Origin of the sequence: Amycolatopsis sp. lyj-109, assembly GCF_046548995.1 — a bacterium.
GTDB lineage: Bacteria > Actinomycetota > Actinomycetes > Mycobacteriales > Pseudonocardiaceae > Amycolatopsis.
In genome coordinates, this window is the sequence record NZ_JAJPWR010000005.1 from 1 (window position 1) to 21795 (window position 21795).

Here is a 21795-nt window from a genome sequence, read left to right on the forward strand (position 1 = left end):
CCCCGACGACCGGAGACCTCACCGTGGACGTGCTGGACCAGCCAGCACGACCCAGCACGCCCACCACCCACAACAAGATCAACAACCCAGCCTCAAGATCACCAAAAATCAAATCGGTGGATCCGGGTCGGAGGTCCTGAATGAGTCATTCAAGACGTTGGCTGAGCTGAGCTGCGCTGCCGGGTGAGCGAGTCACCGCGGCTTTGCCGGGGCTCTGCGCGGGGTGGCGGGGTTTCGGCGAGGTCGCTTCTCGTGGGCCGGGCCGAGGTCGGCGAGGCTGTGGCTGCCCCGGCGGCAGGTCCCCATGCGCTCGGCCACCGGCGAAGGGTCCCCTGGCGGCCGGCGTTGCCGGGACCCCGCCCGAGGAGGGGGAGGCGGCGGCAAGGCCGGGGTTGGGCAGTCCGGCCGGGGTCACGGAAGTCGGGGCGCGCCGTGCTGCAGCGTCTTGAATGACTCATTCAGGACCTCCGACGCCAGGAATGAGTCATTCAAGACACCCGGCGAGAGCCCCCAACGCCCCTTGGCCACTCACAAAGGGCTCGAGCGATCGACTCTGCCGGGGGACGGGTGGGCATGCGTGGGCGGACGTCCCGGATGGTGGGAGCTTCGCCCAGCTTCTGGACTTCCGTCGAAGCGCTGTGGCATGATGCGAACATGACCAGCTTCGCGATCATTATCGACGAGCGCGCCGGACGATAGCTCCACAAGAGCCCCCGGCGCGCAACCTCTCGCACCCATGCGGGAGGTTTTTTTGTTGCCTTGAAACGCCAGGAACGCTAGGAGAAGACCGTGACCCGCAAGGAGCCCGCCGATACCCCGCTCGGCGACGCCTTCCACCTCTACGACACCACCCTTCGCGACGGTGCGCAGCGGGAGGGCATCTCCTACTCCGTCCAGGACAAGCTCGCCGTCGCGCGGCTGCTGGACGAGCTCGGCGTCGGGTTCATCGAAGGCGGCTGGCCGGGTGCGCTCCCCAAGGACACGGAATTCTTCGCCCGGGCCGCGAAGGGCGAGCTGAAGCTGAGGCACGCCGCGCTCGTCGCCTTCGGCGCCACCCGCAAGGCCGGCACCACCGCCGACGTCGATCCGCAGGTCCGGGCCCTCCTCGACAGCGAAGCACCGGTTGTCACCCTTGTCGCCAAGTCCGACCTGAGGCACATCGAACGCGCTCTCCGCGTCGACGTCGACGAAGCCTGCGCCATGGTCCGGGACACCGTCGCCTTCCTCACCAAGGAAGGCCGCAGGGTCTTCCTCGACGCCGAGCACTTCTTCGACGGCTACGTGCATTCCCCCGAGACGTCGCTCAGGGTCCTGGACGCGGCCGCCCACGCGGGTGCCGACGTCCTCGTGCTCTGCGACACCAACGGCGGCCAGCTGCCGCTCGACCTGGCCGGAACCGTCCGGACCATCAAGGAAAAGACCGGATTCCGGCTCGGGATCCACTGTCAGGACGACACTTCCTGCGCCGTGGCGAACTCCGTCGCCGCGGTGCAGGCCGGCGTGACGCACGTCCAGTGCACCGCTAACGGTTACGGGGAGCGGGCCGGCAACGCCGACCTCTTCGCCGTGACGGGAAACCTGGTGACCAAGCTCGGCCTCGACGTCCTCCCGACCGGAGGCGCCGCCGAACTCACCCGGGTCTCCCATGCCCTTGCCGAAATCGCGAACATCGCCCCCTACACCCACCAGGCCTACGTAGGGGCGTCGGCTTTTGCCCACAAGGCAGGACTGCACGCGAGCGCGATCAAGGTGGATCCGTTGCTGTACAACCACATCGATCCATCTTCCGTCGGCAACGACATGCGGGTACTGGTCACCGAGATGGCCGGCAGGGCCAGCCTCGAGCTCAAGGGACGTGAGCTCGGGGTCGACCTTGCCGGCCGGCCCGAAGCGCTGACGAGCGCCATCACGAAGGTCAAGCGGCTCGAAGCGGAAGGCTGGTCCTTCGAGGCCGCCGACGCCTCCCTGGGTCTCCTGCTGCGCCAGGAGGCCGACCTCCCGGTGGAGGCGCCGTTCGAGCTCGAGTCCTACCGCGTGGTCCTCGACCACCGTCCGGACGGCGAGGTGATGGCCGAGGCGACGGTCAAGGTGCACGTCGGCGGGCAGCGCGTCATCGCCACCGCCGAAGGCATCGGGCCGGTGCACGCCCTCGACGCCGCCCTGCGGAAGGCGCTCTCGCCGCACCTGTCCTGGTTGGACACCGTGGAGCTCGCCGACTACAAGGTGCGCATCCTCCAGGGCCACCCCGGCACCGACGCGGTGACGCGCGTGCTGGTCGAAAGCACCGACGGCGAGCGCGAGTGGACCACAGTCGGCGTGCACGGCAACATCGTCGAGGCCAGCTGGCTGGCCCTGTGTGACGCGCTGGTGCACAAGAGCACCACCGTGGCCTGAAGCTGTGACATCCGGGCCTTCGGCCCGGGCCGGGGGCTCCGCCACCCGGAACCCCCGAAGGCCGTGGGATGGGCGCACGTAGACTGAGCGACGTGCGCCTAGCCCGTATTGCTCATCCCGGTGGTGTCGCGTTCGCTTCGGTCGAAGGGGACGGTGACGACGCCCAGGTCCTGGAGATCGCCGAGCACCCGTTCGGCCAGCCCAACTTCACCGGCAAGCGGTGGCCGCTGGCCGACGTCCGGCTGCTCGCGCCGATCCTGCCGTCCAAGGTGATCGCCGTCGGCCGCAACTACGCCAAGCACGCGGCCGAGTTCGGCAACGAGGTGCCCAGCGCCCCGATGCTGTTCCTCAAGCCGTCGACGACGGTCATCGGCCCCAACGCGGCCATCCGCCGCCCGGACGTCGGCCGCGTCGACTTCGAGGGCGAGCTGGCCATCGTCATCGGGCAGCCGGTGAAGAACGTGCCCGCCGCGCGCGCGGCGAGTGCGATCCTCGGCTACACCGTCGCCAACGACGTCAGCGCCCGCGACCTGCAGAAGTCCGACGGCCAGTGGGGCCGTGCCAAGGGCTTCGACACGTTCTGCCCGCTGGGGCCGTGGATCGAGACGTCGCTCGACGCGTCCGACCTCTCGCTCACGGCCGAGGTCGACGGCGAGCTCAAGCAGGACGGCCGTACTTCGGACCTCGTCCACAAGATCCCCGAGCTGGTGGAGTTCGTGTCCGGCGTGATGACGCTGCTGCCCGGCGACGTCATCCTGACCGGCACCCCCGAGGGCGTCGGCCCGATCGAGGGCGGCCAGAGCGTCTCGATCACCATCGAAGGCATCGGCACCCTGACCAACCCGGTCGAGAACGTCTAGCGCGTCCGGCTCAGCGCTGCACCGGCTCCATCGGCCGCCGGGCGAACGCCGGAGCGTGCTCCGGCCGCAGCCCCAGGCCGAGGAGGCGGGCCGGGAAGTACGACAGCCGCGGGAACCGGGCGAACAGCTTGATCATCGGCTCCGGCGGGCCGTTGCGCTTGCCGTTCATCACGCCGCGCACCACGGTCCGGTGCATCAGGCGCTGCAGCCCCTGCACCATCAGCGTCGGCGCGAGGCGCCGCGAGCGCACCTTCGCCAGCTCGGCCTCCGTCGGACGCCCCCGGCGCAGCGGCTCGGCCAGCAGCGTCGCCGCCGCGACCGCGTCCTGCACCGCCAGGTTGATGCCCACGCCGCCGATCGGCGACATCGCGTGCGCCGCGTCGCCGATGCACAGCAGCCCGTCGACGTGCCACTTGCGCAGCAGGTTGAGCCGCACGTCGAGGAACTTGACGTCGTCCATCGTCGCCAGCTCGCCCACCCGGTCGGAGAACTCGGGGCAGATCTGCGAGACGTTTTCCCGGAACGCCTCGATGCCGTGGGCGCGCAGGTCGTCGCCCTTCGGCGCGAGGTAGGCGACCTGGTAGAAGTCCGGCCGGGGGAGCGGCACCGCGAAGCGGCGGTCCCGCATCTTCGGCAGCAGCATGTTGCCTGCCTCGCCGTCGCCGCGTGAGAGCCGGAACCACCAGACGTCGAACGGGCAGTCGTACTCCCGCGGCACCAGGCCGGCCTCGCGGCGGGCCAGCGACCAGCGGCCGTCGGCGGCGATCACCAGGTCGGCGCGGATTTCGCCGGTCTCACCGGCGCTCGTGCGGTAGGTGATGCCGGCGACCCGGCCGCCATCGCGCACCAGGCCGGTGCATTCGGTCTCCATCCGCTGGACGAACGTCGGCTCCTTGCGCGCGCTTTCGGCGAGCAGGTCGAGGAAGTCCCACTGCGGCACCATCGCGATGTACGGGTGCGCCACCTTCAGCCGGGTGAAGTCGGCCAGCTTCATCAGCTCGCCGTTCTCCTGGGGGAACCCCGCCGCGGTCAGTTCGCTGTGCGGCAGCGCGTGGAACTTCTCGCCGAGGCCCAGTTCGTCGAGCAGCGTCAGCGTCGACGGGTGGACCGTGTCCCCGCGGAAGTCGCGCAGGAAATCGGCGTGCTTCTCCAGCACCGTCACCTCGACGCCCGCCCGGGCCAGCAGCAGCCCCGTGACCATCCCGGCCGGCCCGCCACCGATGACGACGCAGCTCGTGCGCTCGGTCATCTCGACCATCTCCCTTATTCATCGCTTGTTGAATAACCTGAGGATGCACCGGTCCGGCACCGGCGTCAAGGGGTGTGACCGGAGATACGCTGATCGGGCGACGGCCGGTGCGTCCGCGGCCCGGTTGCCGGAAACCGTCCAAACGCGACAGTTGGTCGAGCGTGTTCCGGTATCGCGCGGCTTCGGCGACGGTATGCGGATGTGCCCTTGTGGACGGAGCGGATTCGCAGTGGGGACAAGGGTTTTCGCCGAGGAATCGATTGCTGCCCCGCGAGAGCCCGCGCCGGTGGTGCGTTCCGCCGGATAACCGAATGGGGACGGCGCACCGACTGGGAGTAGAGCTGATGCGCCGGAACAGGCGAGCGGCAATCACCTCTTTGGCAGCGTCGCGAACGCGGCGGTTGCCCTAGCCTCACTGGGTGGATTTCGCCCTGGCACCCCGGACCCCTTCGCGAACCGCCCCGCCCGCCGCGGTGGCGTCCGAGCCCTGGGCGCCGCCCGAGCTGCGGTTGGTGTGCCTGGACATCGACGACACGCTCATCGACTGCACCGCCGCGATCCGCCGCAGCCTCCACATCCTCACCGGCCGGGGCGACCTGTGGCCGTTGTGGGACCTCATCACCGAAGAGCACGTCGCCCTCGTTGTCGCGGGCGAACTCGACTACGCGACGATGCACCAGCGCCGCACCGACTGCTTCCTCGCCGAAATCGGCATCTGCGCGGACGCCGAGCAGGTGAGCTCCTTCGAGCGCCGCCGTCGCGAATTGCTGGACCACTCCTGGCAACTGTTCGACGACGTCCTCGACTGCCTGGAGTGGCTGCGCGCCGCCGGCCTGATGCTGGCCGCGGTGACGAACGCCTCGGGTGGCCACCAGCGGAAGAAGATCGCGGACCTGGGCCTGGCGCCGTTCTTCGACCACGTCGCCATCGCCGGCGAGCTCGGGGTGGCCAAGCCGGACCCGGTGATGTTCCACACGGTGTGCCTCGGTCTCGGCTGCGCGCCGGCCCAGGCGGTCCACGTGGGCGACAAGCTGGACACCGACGCGATCGGCGCCCGCGGCGCGGGTCTGGGTGCGGTCTGGCTCGACCGCGACCGCATCGGCGAGCGCGCCCCCGACGGCGTCCACACGGTGGCCGGCCTCGCGGAGCTGCCTGAGCTGCTGGTTTCGGAATACGCGACGATCGGCGTCCCGGCCCAGCGCGGCAGCGTCACTCCCGCTGGCACCCCCGCGTTCACGGTCCGGAGCGCCGTGCTCTAGTATTTCTCCTCGTGCGGTGCTGAACCGGCCAGCCGGAGCAGTACCTCACTGGGGTATGGTGTAATTGGCAGCACGACTGGTTCTGGTCCAGTTAGTCTAGGTTCGAGTCCTGGTACCCCAGCTGCGGAGAGTGACCCCCCTGCGAAGCGGGAAAATCGCTTCTGGTAGGTTCTCTCCAGCAAGAAAACAGAAAAGCCCCTGGGAAACCAGGGAAAGATCCTAAGCCCCCGTCGTCTAGCGGCCTAGGACGCCGGCCTCTCACGCCGGTAGCGTGGGTTCGAATCCCATCGGGGGTACAAACAGCATCCACGCAAGCGGTGTTGACCGAGGTCAACACCGCTTTTTGCTGTGTGGATGCCATGGCGTCGGAGATCCTTTCCGCGGCTTGTGCCGTCTTGGGTAAGCGATCAACGGGTAGTTTAACTGTGATCGTCACCTCTTCACCGAGTCCATCGACGTGAACGCTGAGCTGAGTGATTTCGAACAACTCGTACAGCAGCTCCCGTGGCGCCTTCGCCAGGTTGATGGCGAGGAAGGGGAGTGCTTCCAGCAGGCTGAGGTCGGCCTCCTTCGATCCCGCCGATTGGTCGGCTGTGTCAAGCTCCGCGATGGCAGCGAGTGACGCGTTCTTCTGGCTCTCGAGGTCGTTGTAGCTCTCGCGGAGTCCCCGGGTGAAGGGGTCGTCGGGGTCTCCTTCGCGGGCCTGCCTCATGATCGAGTGCTGCTGACGTGCGATGGTGGCCAGGAGCTTCTGCCGGCGGGCCCGTTCGGCCTCCCTGCCTCGGTCGGCGGCATCTTCGACACCGCCCAGCTCTGCTTCGAGGATCGCTCGTCGTCGGGTGCCGAAGAGCCTGTCGGCGTAGAACCGGCAGATCGCCTCGAGGAGTTCGTCCTCGCGCACGCGGATCGACGTGGGCAGGCCGGGGTGGAGGTCGGGCGTGGCTTGGTTGTTCTTACGAGGCCAGCACAGGTAATAGACCGGCTTCTTCGGCTTCATGTCGCCGGTCATACGCCGGCCGCAGCTGTGGTGGACTCGGCCACGAAGGAGGTACTTGCGCTTGGTGAGCGGATGATTGTTGAGCGTGTCGTTGTTGCGGGAGCCGCGGTTCTTGGTGCGGTCGCTATTGATTCCGTCGAACAACCACTTGGGGATCAGCGGTTCGTGCGCGGGGTTCGGCGACCAGACCCACTTGTACTGCTCATTGACCCGACCACGCTTCGACGTGGTCGCGCGCCGGTTGAAGACCTGGTAGCCGGTGTACTTGGGGTTGCCGAGGATGTTGTACACGGCGCTTCTGGTCCACGCGCCCCGTGTGCGTGCCTTGCAGGGCGCTTCGGGTGGTGGGTACCTCTCGAGGTCGGCGTTCAGCCGGTGAGCGATCGCGGTGCAGCCGAGGCCTTCGTAGTAGCGCCAGTTGGCCATCTGGGTGACGGCTTGGCCGCGGAGACCGTCTGGTTCCAGCCGAGACTTGGTCTTGCCTTTCTCGGCCTTGACGGGGCTCGGGTGTGGAACGATCTTCGCTTTGTACCCGTAGGGCGGCTGGCCGATGTTCCAGCCGTCGCGGATGTGGGTGCAGAGGCCGCCCCATGACTGTTCGAGGGTGTTGAGGACTTCGTACTCGGCGATGGACTGGTTGATCCGTCGTTGAAGGACTCGTTGGGCCCGGCTGCCGGAGAGCGTCAGCGGCTCGTTGGACGCAAACAGCGGGACGTCGGCTCGTTCGAGCTCTCGCTCGACCGAGAGGCCTTCGAACGCGCGCCGGGCGACGCGCGAGGTTCAGAGACCCGCGGCGGGTGACGTCGGCTTCGATTGTTCGGGCTTGACCAAGGCCGCCTATGCCGCGGCCGGAGTCGACTTACCTCGCACGGCACAGACGCAAGACGGCGCCGCCCTGCGAATGCCGGCCACCGACCTCAAGCCTGGCGACCTGGTTTCTTCGGAACCAGTCCCTCCCACGTGACGCACGTCGGTCTGGTCATTTCGCGCCGCACGATGATCAATGCGCCGGACTTCGGTAAGCCCGTTCGCGTCGACCCGATCGGTACGAGAATTGTCGGGGCCGCACGGCCTGCGGCTTGAGTCAAGGCTCAGCGTGGGTAGCGCGATATCTGACCAGGTTCACTGGCTGGTAGTCGGCCATGGCAGCCATGCGTACTCGAGCGGCGTCTGAGACTTGTTCGGTGGGCGGCTCGAACTCACCGATCGGGCGAATCGACACTCCCCGGAATCGGCGTGTTGCACTGAGCGAGGCGTGCAATGTGCCGAGCGGGTCGGCCTCGATGGGAGCGTCCCGGAATGCCAGCCCTTGTTCGGTTGCCTTTTTCATCATCCAGCGCAGGCTGAGACCGGCCAAGCGGTTGTCGGCGAAGCCGCCGCCGACATCAGCGTGTGAGCCGGGGAACCAGACCTGTTCCACGCCCGGACTCCGCCGCCACAGCGCGGGCGGGAGGTTCCTCCGGTGCTCGTCGATCGCGAGCGCTTGACAGGCGGCATCCACGATCTGGCTCATCGCGGTGTCGTGGAACATCAGCCGACGCCAGCGCGGGTCAGCCAGGCGCAGCCGACCGGCCGGAATGCCCAGCGGGCCGACGGTCTCCCATACGCCCACGAACTTCACCTCGGTCTCGAATGCGTAGGAGTGCCGGAAGTCGATGGCGGTGAAGCTCCGCGGAGTGTGGCGTGACCGGGTTCGGTAGAGCGCGTAGGCCTCGTCGACACGATCGGCGTGCTCTCGGCGGAGGATCCCGACCGCCGAAATCATGCCCACGACGGTTCTGGTGACGTAGGCGCCGCGGCTGAACCCGAAGAAGTACAGCCGATCGCCTGGCCGGAAGTTCTGCACCAGCAGTCGGTAGGTGTCGAGTACGTCGAGTTCCACGGCGGCCCGGCTGCCGGACGTTCGGCAACGTTGGTGGAAGGTGAGTTGCATAGCGCCATCCGAGGAGGTTCCCGCGACCGCTCGGGCGATCCTGGTCACATTGGTCTGCCCCTGACCTCCCCAGGAGCCGTCGCAGCAAATGACCAGGTTTCGGGGTCCGGTTCGCCAGGTGGTGAACTTCGAACGTTTAAGGGGCTGTTTGGAAACCACCGCGGCCTGATCGGCGTCGAAACCGTCCGGCAGTTTCGCTCGCCACACGGTCGCGGACTCCAGGTTCGCGTCCAGCAGATTCGCCGGATTGACGTCGGCCCGGGACAGGGTCGCTTGGTAGAGGTTGGCACCTTCGAGGTTGGCGTGGCGCAGGTCGGCGCGGTCGAGATCGGCGCCGACCAGATTGGCCCCCGGCAGGGCAGCCGCCCAGAGCTTGGCGCCGGTGAGGGTGGCTGCCTGCAGGTTCGCCGAGCGGGCTTGGGCGTGCTCGAGGTCGGCGCGCTCCAGGACGGCGTCGGGCAGGCGTGCGCTGTTCAGTTCTGCGCGCCGCAGAGTGGCGTCGGTGAGATCGCTGCGGTCGAGGCGTGCCTGGTCGAGCCGGGCGCCGCCGAGGTCGGCGAACCTGAGGCTGGTGTCTCTGAGGTCCGCTGCGGTGAGGTTCGCTCCCCGGAAATCGGCGTGGTCGAGGCAGGCCCCGCGCAGGTCTGCGCCCGTCAGTTGCGCGCCGCTGAGGTCGGCATGGACGAGGTACAGGTCGCGCAGATCGGGCACGTGTCCGTTCCGGGCGCCGTGCTGGCACAGGACGGTCAGCGCGGCCTGGATGTCGGGGGCGGGCCGGCCGGGGAGATCGGGCTGGTACGCGGCCGGAGGGCCGGGTTCGGGCTTGCGCGGCGCGCGGTGGCGGACGAAGGAGGCCAGGACTTCGAGAATGGCCACGCGATCGTCGCGGGACTCGCGGACCAGGGCTTCGAGTGCGCGGATCGCGCCGACTCGCACGTAGAGCTCGGTGCCACCGAGTTGCGTGAGCGCGGTGGTCACCTGGCCCGCGGTATGGCCGCGGCGCGCCAGCCGGTAGTTGAACGCGGTGAAGAGCAGACCAGCGGCGACGGCGAGGGCGGCGCCGGCCGACGTGACCGTGACTCGCGCGTTCTGTTCTGCCGTGAGTTGTGCATCGGGGGTGGGTTGCGTGCCGGCGAGGAGCGCCGGGGCGAAGCGGATCGCCAGCAGGTAGGTGACGGCACCGGCCGCGAACAGCGTCCCGATCAGCGCACGCCGGGCGTTTGGCGAACGGCGGACAATTCGTACCTGGTCTCGATTGCCTCGCACGGCCCCTCTTCGCATGACGTCGTGATGACGACCGGCACCTGCATTCGGTGGTCATGATGCCTGGTGCGCCCATGAATCAGCCAGCTGGCACGTAATCGGCTTGTTACCGGCTGCTCGGAAGAAGATGCGGCGTGCATGATCCACCTTGGCGCCAGCCGTGTCTTGGTTCCCGGTGGAGCAAGCTTGCGAAGGGACACCTGATGGAACTGAGCGAGTTCATTGAGACGAGCGATGGCATCGACATTGGCGGCGTGTTCGCCTACCTCGAACGTCACCGTATCGTCGCAGGTCCAGGTTCATTTCGGAGTCTTGCTCCGAACGCCGACGTGCTCGCGAGCGGCGCGTTCTGGAGGGTGACCACCGCCGCGGCCGCGATCCTGATCGCGGTGTTCGTCCTCCACCGACACTTCCGTTCCCACCACCTCCGCTCCCGTGTCCGGTTCGAGCTGCTGCCGACGGCGACCTTCGATCCGTCGCCGCGGGCGGTGCTGGCGTTCGCGCATCAGCTGGGCGGGTGCGGCCGGTGCACGGGTGGGTGCCGAAGGGAGCGGTCGGGGTGCGGATCCGGTTCAGCACGGACGCGGAGTTCGGGAAGATGGTGATGAGCGTCGAAGGTCGCGAGTCGGTCACCGGTGTGTTGAACAAGCTGGTGTACCCGGACGTCGAGATTCGGCGCGTGCAGGGAGAAGCGGCCGTCGGCGACGAGGGTGAGGTGTCCTCGTCGCCGACGGAATGACTGCGATGTTCTCTCCCCAGTGATCGGCCGTCATAGTGGTTACTTCTTGGCGGCGGCGACCTGCTTCCGCGGGGCTCGCTTGCGCGGAGCCTTCACGGGCTCTTCCGCCTCGGTGATCTGGGCCTGCTCGAACGCGGCGATCACCTCGGAGGACAGACGTCCTCGTTCGGAGACTTCGTAGCCATTGGCGTTGGCCCAGGCCCGGATCTGCTGGTTGCGCTCGCGGTCGGTCGTGCTGGTCGCGGTTGATTGGCCGGTCGCGACGCGGATCTTCCGACCGCCGATACGGCGACCGGCGCCGATGAAGCGGGCGAGTTCGTCGCGCAGGGCAGCGGCGTTGTCCTCGGACAGGTCGATCTCGTAGCTGACGCCGTCGAGGGCGAACGGGATGGTGTGGGCGGCGGGCGTGCCGTCGATGTCGTCGAGCATCTCGACGAGGACCTTCTGGGCCATTCTCACTCCTTGAAGATGAATGTGGTGCTCCACTGTGGAGTGTATACGGGCCGGCCGCGTCAGGGAAATTTGTCCCCCTTCCTGTCCGCCTGCATCAAATGGAAGCACTCGTGCCGTGACTCGGATGAATCGCCGATCTGTGGGAGGAGAAGCCACCGTGAAGCCAGAAACGGCGACAGGGAGCAACGCGAATCTGCAAGTTGCACGTGCGGAGCTTGTGCTGGCCCGTCCGGCACACCTGCCGCTGGAGGCTTTGCCTGTCCGGCCGGACGATCCGCTCCAGTCGCTGGCCAATGCTCTCGGCGACGTACGCCCTGATCTGGGGGAATCGGTCGTCGTCTGTCTTGATCTGATTCCCCTCACGCCGGCGCGGATCCGCCATCACGCCCGACAGGTCGCTGGAGAATCCGGTACCGGTTACGGTGCTGCTCTGTTCGGAGCAGTGGCCGGGTTCGTGACCGATTTGATCGGAGAATTCCTGCCGATCGCGCGGGCCGCCGGCGCACGTCGGACGGCGATGAAATCGACGCAGCGGGTGACGAACAAGTTCGCGACGAATGAGCCGCTTTTCGCTGTTCAGGTGCTGATCCACTGTGCGTCGGAAATTCCCGGTCGGGCGTAGGCGCACTTGCGGAGCGTGATAGGTGCGTTCGACGTCTACCGCGGCGAGAACTACTGGCGCGTCCGCGGACCGCGGATCTTCGGCCGGCACTTCGGCGCGGACACCGTCGTCGTCCGGCGGTTGTTCGACCGCAGGTTCCGCACCGGGCTGGCCAAGCCGGCGCCGCGGTCGCTGGTGACCGCGAGTGAGATCGCGGCGTTGCCTCGTGAAGGTGGAGGACACGCCGATGTCCCCGATCGTGCCGCCGCCGCTGCGGGAAGCGATCGCGCGCCAGGACTACCCGGCGGTGCTGCGGCTCGCCCGGGAGCTGGCCGGATGGACCCAGACCGAGCTGGCGCACCGGCTGGGTTTTCACCCGAGCGTGATCTCGCGGTTCGAGTCCCGGCGGCGGCCGCTGCGCGATGTCAAGACACTGCAGCGGCTGGCCGAGGTCCTCCCGGTGCCCCTGGAAGCCTTCGGACTTCACGACCACGAAGGCGTGGCAACCCGGCGCGGCACGCCCGGTGCTTCTAGGGTGATCGGCAGTCCCGACCGGGAGGAGGACGACGTGCGTCGGCGCAGCTTCCTGAAGGTCGGCAGCCTGGCTGTCGGTGCCACCGTCGCCGGCGCCGCGCCACCCGCGGCAGCCAACCCGGCCGCCCTGGCACCGGACCCGGCCACCGTGCTCACCGCGCGCCTCTCCGACGTCCTCGTCGGCACCCCGACCGCTCATGGGGCGACGCTCCCCGCCGAACAGCTGACCCGCGGTCTCGCAGCCGCGCGCACCGCGTTCGGCAAATCCGACTTCCTCGCCTTAGCCGACGTGCTGCCGCCGGTTGTGCGGGCAGCTGAGGCCATCCAGGATCCCGGGGCGCTGGCCCAGGCGTACACGTTGATCACCCGTGCCCTCGCGAAACTGGCGCCCAACGGGCTGGAGTGGATCAGCGCCGACCGGGCCGTACGTGCCGCCGGCGCCTCGGGAGAGCCTTTGGTGCTCGCCGAGGCGGAACGGATGCTCTCGGGTGTGTGCCGCCGCGCAGGCCATCACGCGCAGGCGCAGGCTCTCGTTCTCGGCGCCGCGGACCGGCTCACGCTCGACGGGCGGGACCCGCGGCATCTGGTGCTGCATTCCAGCCTGCTGTGCACCGGCGGCTACGCCGCAGCCCGCGCAGGCGACGGCATCCGCGCCCGGGACCTGCTCGACGCGGCCGCCACGACGGCCGCGCGTCTCTCCGGCGATGCCGGCGCCCGGGCGGGAGCGAACCTGCTCAGCCATCGTGTCTCCGTCGAGCACCTGCTGGGCGACCCGGCCGCCGCCATCCAGCACGCCCGCACCGCCGGCCCGGTGAGGTTCCCCGACGCCGAACGCGAAGGACGGTTCCTGGTCGACCTCGCCGCCGTACACCTGGACCTCGGTAATCCTGGTTCGGCGTACAACACTTTGCTGGCCGCCGAACGTCGCGCGCCCGGGGAGGTCTACACCCGATCCGCCGTCCGGGACATCGTCGGAGTGCTGCTCACCCAGGCCCGCGTTCCCGTCCCGGGTATCCGCGATCTCGCCGCCCGCGTCCACGTCGCCAACTGAAGCCCGGCTCGAAGCTTCGGGTTACTCCTGAGCTGGCCGACGGCTGCTGAGGCGGTCTCGTCGTGACGGGATGCCTTGGCGCCGCCGGTAAATCGTGTCGCATGCGTCGCACTGCCGGGGAATGCCGTGGTTTCGTCGTTCGAGCAACGGCATGAACACCGGAGTGTCGGTGATACCGCACAGCATAGTGATCACTTCTGCTGCTTCGAGTGCTCCCGCGAGGCGGTGCCACTCTCCGTTGATGACCGGGTGAACGGTCTGCGCGTCGAGGTAGATCAGTGCGGCCGTCGCGACGTCTGGATCAGGGAGACTGGAAGTCGGCGCACGTGACCGCTCCGCGTTCGAGCTCGCTGAATGTCGACCGGTAGCCATGGACTGCGTCGGGTTCGTTGACAAAGATGATGTTGTCCTGGTGTCGCAGCGACGGTGAAGACTTTGCTCTGGCTTTCGTAGATCGTGAAGGGATCGATCGCCTTCGCGACGCTCGGAGGAACGATCTTGACTACCAGGCCGGGAAGGTTGGTTGCCGCCCGAAGAGCTCAACCGCCTCACGGAGCTGGCTGCGTTCCTTGCGCTGCACCCCGGGGTGACAGCCGACGAGATCTCCCGCCAGCTCGGCACGGATGCGCACCCCTGGTCGGCGGCGACCCGGCAGGGTTACATCTCCCGCCTGCGGACCTGGCTCGGCCGGGCCGAGAACGACGAGCTGTACGTACCGACTCGGAGGTGTTCCGGGACTTCGCGCGTCGCGGTCTCGCCGAAAGGGAGTGCGTCGTCGCGGACCTGCAGCAGGCACTGGATTTGGTCCGGGGAAAGCCGTTCGGCAACGTCCCGCCAGGCAGGTACGCGTGGAGTTTCTGGCTTCAGCGGGAGATGCTCGACGCGATCGTCGACGTGGCCCACACCCTGGCCGACGCCTATCAGAAGTCGGGCGACTTCGCGGCTGCGCGCCGGGCAGCGATGCGAGGACTGCTGGCCGAGCCGGTGAGCGAGATCCTCTACCGGGACTTGCTCCGTATCGAGTACCGCGCTGGAAACCATACTGGGGTGCGAGAGACAGCGGACAAGCTCACCGCGCTCGTGGCCTCTCTCGACGTGGAGCTGGACGACGAGACCAGTGTCCTGGTGAGCGCATTGCTTGCTCGCCGACCGTAAAACGGTTGCACTGTCGATCAATTGTTCGATTTTGCGATCGTCCTGTCGGGACGGTCCTGGTATCGAGCACATGTCCTATGAGGACGTTGCATCCTCTGCTCAGCTAGCTTGGAGGATGAACTCGCAGTTCAGGGGTTCGGGTTGTGAGCACGCCTCGCGGCGCGGGCCGGAATTCCGCACGACACAAGAGAGTTAAGCTGTGTCCGCTGTTTGGATTTGTGCGGCTTTGGTAATACTCTGTGCGCTGTCGGCCGTGATGGGCCTGACTGGAGTTCCGCTACGGAGGACTGGAATGACGAACAAGGCCCAGCTGATCGAGGCGCTGTCGGAGCGTCTGGGCGATGACAAGAAGGTGGCTGCGCAGGCCGTTGACGGTCTGGTGGACATCATCATCCGGACGGTCAACAAGGGCGAGAAGGTCAACATCACCGGTTTCGGTGTGTTCGAGAAGCGCGCTCGCGCGGCTCGTACGGCGCGCAATCCGCGTACTGGTGAGGCCGTGAAGGTGAAGAAGACCAACGTGCCCGCGTTCCGTGCCGGTACGACGTTCAAGGATGTCATCTCCGGTTCGAAGAAGCTGCCGAAGGCGACTCCGGTCAAGCGTGCGACTGCCGCTACCGGCACGCGGGCGACGGCCACGAAGGCCGCTGCGGCTGCCGCGCCGGTCAAGGCGACGACGACCCGCACGACCCGGGCGGCGGCGGCCAAGCCGGCCGCGACGCGTCCGGCGACCACGCGGACCCGCGCCACCGCGGCGAAGCCGGTTGCCAAGGCCACCGCGACGGCCACCAAGGCGCCTGCTGCCAAGGTGGCCCCGAAGGCCGCGGCGGCGAAGCCGGCCGCCAAGGCCGCTGCGACCACGGCGAAGGCGACCACCACGCGGGCGAAGACCGCCGCCGCCAAGCCGCCTGCGGCCAAGACCGCCGCGGCGAAGAAGCCGGCCGCTGCCAAGGCCCCGGCCAAGCGCACCTCCGCGGCCAAGAAGTAGTAACACCCCCGGCGACGATCGGAAGGGCCCTGCACCTGCCTGGTGCGGGGCCCTTCCCGTTCAGCGAAACAAGCTGCCGACGTGCGACGCAACGATTCTCGGGTGGTCTGACATCGGCCGGGACGGCGTGTGCGAGCCTCCGGCACAGGCGAATCTGGAATGGTTTCCGCATGACGCAGAACTGGGTGACGTTCCTGGTCGCGCTTCTGACGGCAGTCACCGGGCTGGCGGGTGCCATCGGTGGGCAACTCGTCAGTGCGCGCCGGGCGGTCAAGCTGTCGACGCTCGAACGTCAGGCGCGGATCGAGGACCACGACCGTGAGGAGCGGCGTACCGCCTACGCTCGATTCCTGGTCGCTACCCGGCTGGTGGGCCAAGCCGTCCAGACGGTCGACCCCGCGGCCCGCGAACCCGCTCTGTCAGCACTTCGCGAAGCTGCGGCCTACGTGGAGCTGGCCGGCCCCGAGGGGATCGAGGGCTTGGTTACCCGTGTCACCGACACTGCCGAGCGGTGGGTGAGCATGGCCCGCCGTGAAGGCCCGACCTCCGCGGGCACCCAGTCCGCGCATGACGGATACGAGGCGGCCCTGCTCGAAACGCGGGCACGCATGCGGACCGCACTCGGTGGCTGACGCCTTACCGTGCGCGGACGCTCGTGCGCGGTAAGGTCGGTCCACGTTCTGTGAGTCGCGGGCTGCGCTGGGGGTCGCATGGTCGTTCCGCACGAGGTCCCGCTGGGGCCGCGGGTGTTCGTCAACCGGATACCGGATTTCGAGCGGATGACCGAGTTCTGGCGTCGCCGCTCCGGCGTTGCCCGGGTCGGGGTGTGTTCCGGTCTGCCGGGCGTGGGCAAGACGGCGTTCGTCCGCCGGTGTGTCCAGCAGGCCAGGGACGAGGGCGCTTTCCCCGGTGGGGATCTGCACGTGGACTTCGGTCCGGTCGACGGCGAGCGGCTTTCGGTGTCCGATGCGCTGGCCTCCTGCCTGACCTCGCTGGGCGTGGCGAAGGAGGTGCTGCCCGCCTCATTGGCCGGCCGAGCCAACCAGCTGCGTTCGATGACCGCGGATCTGCCGGTCCTGCTCGTTCTGGAAGACGTCACCGACCCGGCGCAGGTTGTACCTTTCCTGCCGAACAGCCAGGCCAGTGCCGTCTTGGTTACCAGCAGTGGCCGGCTCGGGGAGCTGATCATGGACGGCGCCGAGCCCATTCCGCTCCAGCCGCTCGACGGGGCCGACGGTGCGCACTTGCTCCGCGAACTCGCCGGAGCGCGGGTTGACGCCGAACCGGACGCCGTGGCCGAGCTCGTCCGGCAGTGTGCGGGCCTGCCGGTCGCGTTGAAGGTGGTCGCGGCCCGGCTCGTCGCGCGCCCCGGATTGTCCGTCGCCGCGCTCGCCCAGCGGATCGCGGAAGACGACCGGGGATTCAGCGCGTTCTCCACCCGAGGGCAGGAGAAGCTCGCGGCGGTGTTCTCCACGGCCTATGACGCTCTCGACGCCGACGCGGCGAAGCTGTATCGGCTCCTGGGCCTTCTGCCTGGCGCCGACCTGGCGCCGGACACCGCGGCTGCGGTGCTCGACCGGCCCGCCGCTGCTGTCGCCGACCTGGTCGACTCCCTCGACGACGCCGGCCTCCTCAACATCGGCTCGACGGGGCGGCTGTCGCTGCACAAGATGGTCCGCCGCCACGCGGCGCACCTCGCCCGGCTCACCGACTCACCCGAGACCCACGAAGCGGCCAAGCGGCGGTTGGTCGAGCACCTGCTGGTCAAGGCAGCTTTCGCCGACCTGGCAGCGCTGGGACCGGGACGCTACCGGTGCACGCCCGGCGAGCTGACACGAGCACGCCGATCCCCGTTCACCGGTGCCGATGCCCGGCGCACCGCGCTGGATTGGCTCGATGCCGAACGCGCGAACCTCCTCGCCGCGCAGCGCATCGCGGCCGACGAGGGCTGGCATGACGAGTCGTGGCAGCTCGCCGAGGCGCTGACCGCGTTGTACGTGACCCGGCGATACCTGGTGGATTGGACGGTTTCCAGCGAGTTGGGCGCGGCTTCGGCACGTCAGGCCGGGAATGCCGTCGCGGAGGCACGGCTCCGCAGCTTCGTGTCGCGAGCCTGGAGCGACCTCGGCAGGCTCGATCGTGCCGAGGAAGAGCTGATCACCAAGGCCCTGCCCATCGCCGAGCAGTCGTCCGACGTCCGGCTCCGGGGATCCGTGTGGGAGATGGTCGGCCGGCTCAGAGACGCGACCGCACCTGGCGAGGCCGCGGAGGCCTATCAGCGCGCCATCGCGCTGTTCACGTCCCAGGAGGACGAGCGGGGAGTCGCGTTCGTGACCTTCTTCCTCGGCGGCTCGCAGCGCCGGAACGGTGACTGGGCGCGTGCGGAGGAGACGTTGCGCGCCGCCCTGCCGTTGATCCGTGCCGTGCCGGACACCCGGATGGAAGGCCGGTGCCTGGTCGAACTGGGCAAGACCCTGCGGGCGGCCGGGCGGCCGGGAGAAGCACGCCAGGAGTTCGCCCAGTCGGCCGAGGTGCTGCGGCAAAGCGGAGACCAGTACTACGAGGCCCAGGCTCACGAGGCGCTGCTGGTGATCGCGGAGGCCGCAGGCGACGAAAGCGCCGGGCGCGCCGCGCTGGCGCGGATGGCCGAGATCCACGTCCGCCTCAAGAGCCCGCGCGCCGAGGAGCTCATGGAGCGGCTGGCGCGGTTCCCGAAGGTGTGAACCGGAGCGAAAACTCGTGGACCCGCGCGCCGGTCCGGACGGTCAACGTCCGGTCTCCGAGGGTGCGGGACAGCCAGCAGCAGTAGACGGCGGAAGCGGCCGGCGCAACGTCTTCAGGCTGCCAGCCGGGGGAACCGACCCAGGCTTGTCCGGCACCACGGACCATGGCCGAGCATCCGTCGGGTGTCGCGGTGACGGCCAGCCGGGCACCGGGATTCGCGTCGAGGGTCGCCCTGGCCCAGGTTCGCGCCTCGGCCGCGTCGAGGACCTGGCATCGCACGATCGCGGCCGCGCGCTCGACGATCTTCAGCTCCAGCTCGGTTTCGTCGGCCACGACGTGGGCGTCCACCGGATACTCGGCTCGCATCGCGGCCGCCGGGATCCGGGTGAGATCGAGCGCCCCGTCGGCCGGTATGGCTGCCTGCACCACATGGGACCGGACTCGACGGTGCAGCGGTACGGGGAGCGGGATCCGGCGCACCGGCGCGTCCGGTCCGAGCGGAGCCAGCGCGAGCTTGTCGTAAATCAGATTCCGCAGGTTGGTGGCGGCCTCGCCGGTGTGCGCGAAGACTCTCGAGGTCACGGCGGCGTACTGCCCTGGCTGGTGTGACGCGCGCGCTTCCTCGACCTGGCTGAGCAGCGGTGCGTCCGGCACCAAGGCGGGTGCGCTGCGGGCGAGCAGGTGCGGGGGCGAACCCACGACCGTCTCCTCGGTGGGCGTGCTCAGCAACAGCGGCTTGTCCAGGGCGGCGGCGACAAGGCCGAGCGAGCCGTGGTCGGTCAGCACCTGGTCGGCGGCGATGAGGGCGGCCTGCCAACCGGCGTGCGGCGGCATCAGGACGAGCCCGGCGTCGAGCGCCGAGGAAAGCCACAGGTGGATTTGGTGACGTCCGTAGCGTGCCCAGATGTTCGGGTGGAGGACGGCGCAGACCTGGTAGGAGTCCGCGGGGAGTTCGCCGAGCAAGTGCAGGGGGAGGGAGTGCTGCCGGCCGAGCAGCGAGTCCGTGCGCCAGGTGGACGCGAGGGTGATCAGGATGCGGTCCCCGGTGCCGAGCTCGGCGCGGTAGTGGGCGCGCAGGCCGCGGCTGGCTTCCACCCGGTCGAAGGCGGCGTCGCCCACGACGGCGGTCTGGCCGGCGGTCGCGGGGCAGGCGGCGAGGAGCTGGGTGATCTGCTCGGGGTGCTGGAGGGTGACGGTGGCCTTGCCGTCGCGGAGCACCCATTCCGGGGGGAGACCGGCGATTCGCTGCCCGGTGCCGGTGCGGTCGGGAACGTACTTGTTGAAGCCGAGGCCGTGCGGGAGAACGATTGTGTGGGCCCGGATGTGCTCGAAGTCGATGTTCTCGCTCGCCGAGAGGGCGAGGTCGTAGTGGACGTCCCCGGCTGCGACCCTGGTCCAGGGGATCGGGGTGATGCCGGCGTCGCGCAGGAAGTCGGGTACGCCGTCGCTGAAGGCGGAGGTGGCGTTGACGGTGAAGACGAACCGGACCCGGAAGTCGTCACCGAAGAGGTCCAGGGCGTCGAGCAGGCGGTAGGTCGAGGTCAACGTCCGGGCGACGACGAGAACGGTCCGCTCGTAGCCGAAGGTGTCCCAAACGGCTCCCGGCTCCCGGCTCCCGGCTCCCGGCTCCCGGCTCCCGGCTCCCGGCTCCCGGCTCCTCTACTCATTGTATCAATGCCATCGCTCAGAGTGAATTCGGGCTGTTCTGCCTGGCTTCGGTGGTCAGTCGGAGCCTAACCAGCCGGGAGGTCGTGACCGGTCGCCGTGGGAGTGATCTCCGTTGCATTCCGCTCGTGATGCCGGGCTCGGGAAGCGTCGTCGTTGGTCGGTCATCGTTTCGTGGCCGCCGTTCGACCCGGCCATTGCTCTCTTCGAGATCCACAGGCGCAATCGGCGGCGGAATCGCTCTGGTGCTGGGGAGGCACGGTCGATGGCGAAAGCGGTAGGGGTACTTCTCGTCCCGGGCATCGGCTCGTTCCGGCCGGGAAAGCGAGGTGAAGAGAGGGACGAGCTGCCGTCCAAGACGGACCCCGTCCTGATCGCATGGCGGCGGCAGCTGGGAAAGGCCGCGGTGGCAGACCGATATGTCGAAGTGGAAGGGCGTCCGGTCCGGATCGTCTCGGTGAATTGCGGCGGGACGTCAGTGGAGTATGAGTTTTCGGTCGCCTGCTGGCGTTCGGCCTTGCATCGGGTGTGCGTCGGAAACAAGCTCGGGCATTGGTTGCGTGCCTGGGCCTGGATCCTGGTCCGGTTTCCGATCGTGTTGGCACTGGTCATCGGACCCGATCTGCGGGATCTGCCGGAGTCGCGCAGGTGGGGGGCCTCCAGGTCGTGGCGCTGGTGGCAGGTCCGCCGGGGCCTTCACGAGACGGTGCGGTCCTTTCCGTACGGCTCTCTTGTCCGGTTCGTATTGCTGACGACGGTCATCGGCGCTCTCGCGGGACTTGTCCTTTCGGGGTCGATCGAAACCGCAGTCGTCGGGCGGTGGAATGCTCTACCAGGTGGTTGTCGCGGCACGAGGTGGGCCGGAACGAGAGGCGATGGTGGCTGCTGTCCGGCGGGACCTGCAGCTCGTTCGAAAGCGTTCGTCCCGGGTCGTGGTGATCGCTCATTCCCTCGGTGGTTACCTCTCTTATCATGCGCTCGAAGGACTTCCGTCTCCGAGGAAAAAGGTAAGGGGGTGGAATTCGTCAGTATCGGTTCCGGGTTGCGGCCGGTCCACATACTCTCCTGCTTGCGAAGCACCGTGAAAGCGTCGTGCTTACCGGTTGTGTACTGGTGGCCGGTCTGATGCTGCTGCCAGAAGTCGTCCGATTGATCACCGGCCTCGCCGGAGCGCTCGGTGTCGGCTCTGCGGATTGTCCACAGACTGCTCAAGGTCTGTGGACAACTTGTCCGGCGTTGTGTCCTGGACCACATCGGCAGTCTGCATCAACGGCGAGCGGCGGCGCTGGAGAGCGCGATTCAGTAGTTCGACCGCGAGCAGGAGAGCCAGAGGTGGGCACGCGGCGACCATGATGCCGAAGGCGCTCAGCTCGGCGGCCGAGGCGATGTTGGCGCAGAGGGAGAGTGAGATCCCGAACACGAAGGCGAGCCAGGCCTGCCACCGGCTGCCGCTGCCGGACTTCCACAGCTCGACGGTGGCGATGGTGAGCAGGCCGTCGACGATGAGGGGCCAGATCCAGGCCGTCGTCTCGTCGGCGCCGAAGCGGAGGGCGAACCGGAGACCGTGCCGGTAGGAGGCGAACGCGGCGCCGAGTGCGACGAGCGCGGTGAAGAAGCACTGGACGCCGAGGGCGACGCCGTCGCGGGATGGCTTCTTCATCGCCGCCCCCGGCCGTACTCGACGAGGGTCAGAGTTGCGGAGATCTGCAGGTCAGAGGTGCTGCCCGGGTGCGTGGATGCTGTTCGTACCCGGTCGGGGGTACCAGCAGTAACCAAGCCCGTCTGACCCAGGTCAGGCGGGCTTTTTGGTGCGCTGGGGACCTCGTGCCGGAGAGTTGGGCCACCGGTGGGCCCGCGCCCGCCGCGGCGGGTCGTCGGCGGGCCGCATGGGTGGCTCTCGGCAGCGGCTCGGTGATCGCTCGGCCGCCGA

General features: G+C 68.4%; 16 protein-coding genes, 2 tRNA genes and 2 pseudogenes. 14 read left to right on the forward strand and 6 right to left on the reverse strand.

Going from position 1 to position 21795, the window contains the following annotated elements; all coding sequences use genetic code 11:
* Positions 1-789: 789 nt before the first annotated feature.
* Together cimA and ACLJQF_RS12175 are read left to right on the forward strand one after the other, a co-directional pair.
* On the forward strand, positions 790-2394 hold the full coding sequence (cimA, locus tag ACLJQF_RS12170) for a citramalate synthase (RefSeq protein WP_410608385.1): 1605 nt from the start codon (positions 790-792) through the stop codon (positions 2392-2394).
* 92 nt (positions 2395-2486) lie between these two features.
* The gene (locus ACLJQF_RS12175) at positions 2487-3254 is read left to right on the forward strand and encodes a fumarylacetoacetate hydrolase family protein (RefSeq protein WP_410608386.1); all 768 of its coding nucleotides are present in this window, start codon (positions 2487-2489) and stop codon (positions 3252-3254) included.
* Positions 3255-3264: 10 nt separating this feature from the next.
* Here the strand turns inward: ACLJQF_RS12175 and ACLJQF_RS12180 are convergent, their stop codons facing one another.
* The gene (locus ACLJQF_RS12180) at positions 3265-4512 is read right to left on the reverse strand and encodes an FAD-dependent oxidoreductase (protein WP_410608387.1); all 1248 of its coding nucleotides are present in this window, start codon (positions 4510-4512) and stop codon (positions 3265-3267) included.
* Between the two features lie 410 nt (positions 4513-4922).
* On the opposite strand from ACLJQF_RS12180, the gene ACLJQF_RS12185 reads away from it, so the two are divergent.
* The 3 genes from ACLJQF_RS12185 to ACLJQF_RS12195 all read left to right on the forward strand — a co-directional run bounded on the left by ACLJQF_RS12185 (position 4923) and on the right by ACLJQF_RS12195 (position 6058).
* On the forward strand, positions 4923-5762 hold the full coding sequence (locus ACLJQF_RS12185) for an HAD family hydrolase (RefSeq protein ID WP_410608388.1): 840 nt from the start codon (positions 4923-4925) through the stop codon (positions 5760-5762).
* A 49-nt stretch (positions 5763-5811) separates the two neighbouring features.
* Positions 5812-5883 (forward strand) — tRNA-Gln (locus ACLJQF_RS12190).
* Positions 5884-5985: 102 nt separating this feature from the next.
* Positions 5986-6058 (forward strand) — tRNA-Glu (locus tag ACLJQF_RS12195).
* Positions 6059-6879: 821 nt separating this feature from the next.
* Here the strand turns inward: ACLJQF_RS12195 and ACLJQF_RS12200 are convergent.
* A pseudogene (locus tag ACLJQF_RS12200) lies at positions 6880-7185 on the reverse strand (recombinase family protein); the annotation flags it as partial.
* A 397-nt stretch (positions 7186-7582) separates the two neighbouring features.
* On the opposite strand from ACLJQF_RS12200, the gene ACLJQF_RS12205 reads away from it, so the two are divergent.
* Positions 7583-7723, forward strand: a complete 141-nt coding sequence (locus ACLJQF_RS12205; RefSeq protein ID WP_410608389.1) for a hypothetical protein — start codon at positions 7583-7585, stop codon at positions 7721-7723.
* Positions 7724-7843: 120 nt separating this feature from the next.
* Here ACLJQF_RS12205 and ACLJQF_RS12210 read toward each other — a convergent pair whose 3' ends face one another.
* Complete coding sequence (locus ACLJQF_RS12210) at positions 7844-9958, reverse strand: phospholipase effector Tle1 domain-containing protein (RefSeq protein WP_410608390.1); 2115 nt, start codon at positions 9956-9958, stop codon at positions 7844-7846.
* A 200-nt stretch (positions 9959-10158) separates the two neighbouring features.
* Here ACLJQF_RS12210 and ACLJQF_RS12215 point away from each other — a divergent pair, with 200 nt between their 5' ends.
* Both ACLJQF_RS12215 and ACLJQF_RS12220 read left to right on the forward strand, forming a co-directional pair.
* Positions 10159-10560 carry a hypothetical protein gene (locus ACLJQF_RS12215; protein WP_410608391.1) on the forward strand — a complete coding sequence of 134 codons (402 nt, stop codon included), beginning with the start codon at positions 10159-10161 and terminating at the stop codon, positions 10558-10560.
* Positions 10554-10694: a hypothetical protein gene (locus ACLJQF_RS12220; RefSeq protein WP_410608392.1), complete on the forward strand. Its 141-nt coding sequence runs from the start codon at positions 10554-10556 to the stop codon at positions 10692-10694. Before ACLJQF_RS12215 ends, ACLJQF_RS12220 begins: the two co-directional genes overlap by 7 nt.
* Before the next feature lie 39 nt (positions 10695-10733).
* Here the strand turns inward: ACLJQF_RS12220 and ACLJQF_RS12225 are convergent, their stop codons facing one another.
* Entirely contained in the window at positions 10734-11147 is a 414-nt protein-coding gene (locus tag ACLJQF_RS12225) for a histone-like nucleoid-structuring protein Lsr2 (RefSeq protein WP_410608393.1), read from the reverse strand.
* 157 nt (positions 11148-11304) lie between these two features.
* On the opposite strand from ACLJQF_RS12225, the gene ACLJQF_RS12230 reads away from it, so the two are divergent.
* From ACLJQF_RS12230 to ACLJQF_RS12255, 6 genes are all read left to right on the forward strand, one after another.
* A complete protein-coding gene (locus ACLJQF_RS12230; RefSeq protein WP_410608394.1) occupies positions 11305-11769 on the forward strand; it encodes a hypothetical protein in 465 nt (154 codons plus the stop codon).
* Positions 11770-11995: 226 nt separating this feature from the next.
* A complete protein-coding gene (locus ACLJQF_RS12235) occupies positions 11996-13333 on the forward strand; it encodes a helix-turn-helix domain-containing protein (RefSeq protein WP_410608395.1) in 1338 nt (445 codons plus the stop codon).
* A 726-nt stretch (positions 13334-14059) separates the two neighbouring features.
* The gene (locus tag ACLJQF_RS12240; RefSeq protein ID WP_410608396.1) at positions 14060-14488 is read left to right on the forward strand and encodes a bacterial transcriptional activator domain-containing protein; all 429 of its coding nucleotides are present in this window, start codon (positions 14060-14062) and stop codon (positions 14486-14488) included.
* Between the two features lie 292 nt (positions 14489-14780).
* A complete protein-coding gene (locus tag ACLJQF_RS12245; RefSeq protein ID WP_410608397.1) occupies positions 14781-15476 on the forward strand; it encodes an HU family DNA-binding protein in 696 nt (231 codons plus the stop codon).
* A 170-nt stretch (positions 15477-15646) separates the two neighbouring features.
* On the forward strand, positions 15647-16108 hold the full coding sequence (locus tag ACLJQF_RS12250; RefSeq protein WP_410608398.1) for a hypothetical protein: 462 nt from the start codon (positions 15647-15649) through the stop codon (positions 16106-16108).
* Positions 16109-16186: 78 nt separating this feature from the next.
* The gene (locus tag ACLJQF_RS12255) at positions 16187-18199 is read left to right on the forward strand and encodes a tetratricopeptide repeat protein (RefSeq protein WP_410608399.1); all 2013 of its coding nucleotides are present in this window, start codon (positions 16187-16189) and stop codon (positions 18197-18199) included.
* On the opposite strand, the gene ACLJQF_RS12260 is transcribed toward ACLJQF_RS12255, so the two are convergent.
* Together ACLJQF_RS12260 and ACLJQF_RS12265 are read right to left on the reverse strand one after the other, a co-directional pair.
* Entirely contained in the window at positions 18165-19745 is a 1581-nt protein-coding gene (locus ACLJQF_RS12260) for a hypothetical protein (RefSeq protein ID WP_410608400.1), read from the reverse strand. The genes ACLJQF_RS12255 and ACLJQF_RS12260 overlap by 35 nt on opposite strands.
* A 1336-nt stretch (positions 19746-21081) precedes the next feature.
* Positions 21082-21525: pseudogene (locus tag ACLJQF_RS12265) on the reverse strand (DUF2637 domain-containing protein); the annotation flags it as partial.
* Between the last annotated feature and the right edge of the window lie 270 nt (positions 21526-21795).

Coding starts and splice junctions, on each gene's coding strand:
- ACLJQF_RS12180 (WP_410608387.1), bottom strand. CDS start 4,512: ATGGTCGAGATGACCGAGCGCACGAGCTGCGTCGTCATCGGTGGCGGG.
- ACLJQF_RS12245 (WP_410608397.1), top strand. CDS start 14,781: ATGACGAACAAGGCCCAGCTGATCGAGGCGCTGTCGGAGCGTCTGGGC.
- ACLJQF_RS12225 (WP_410608393.1), bottom strand. CDS start 11,147: ATGGCCCAGAAGGTCCTCGTCGAGATGCTCGACGACATCGACGGCACG.
- ACLJQF_RS12255 (WP_410608399.1), top strand. CDS start 16,187: ATGGTCGTTCCGCACGAGGTCCCGCTGGGGCCGCGGGTGTTCGTCAAC.
- ACLJQF_RS12215 (WP_410608391.1), top strand. CDS start 10,159: ATGGAACTGAGCGAGTTCATTGAGACGAGCGATGGCATCGACATTGGC.
- ACLJQF_RS12250 (WP_410608398.1), top strand. CDS start 15,647: ATGACGCAGAACTGGGTGACGTTCCTGGTCGCGCTTCTGACGGCAGTC.
- ACLJQF_RS12220 (WP_410608392.1), top strand. CDS start 10,554: ATGGTGATGAGCGTCGAAGGTCGCGAGTCGGTCACCGGTGTGTTGAAC.
- ACLJQF_RS12235 (WP_410608395.1), top strand. CDS start 11,996: ATGTCCCCGATCGTGCCGCCGCCGCTGCGGGAAGCGATCGCGCGCCAG.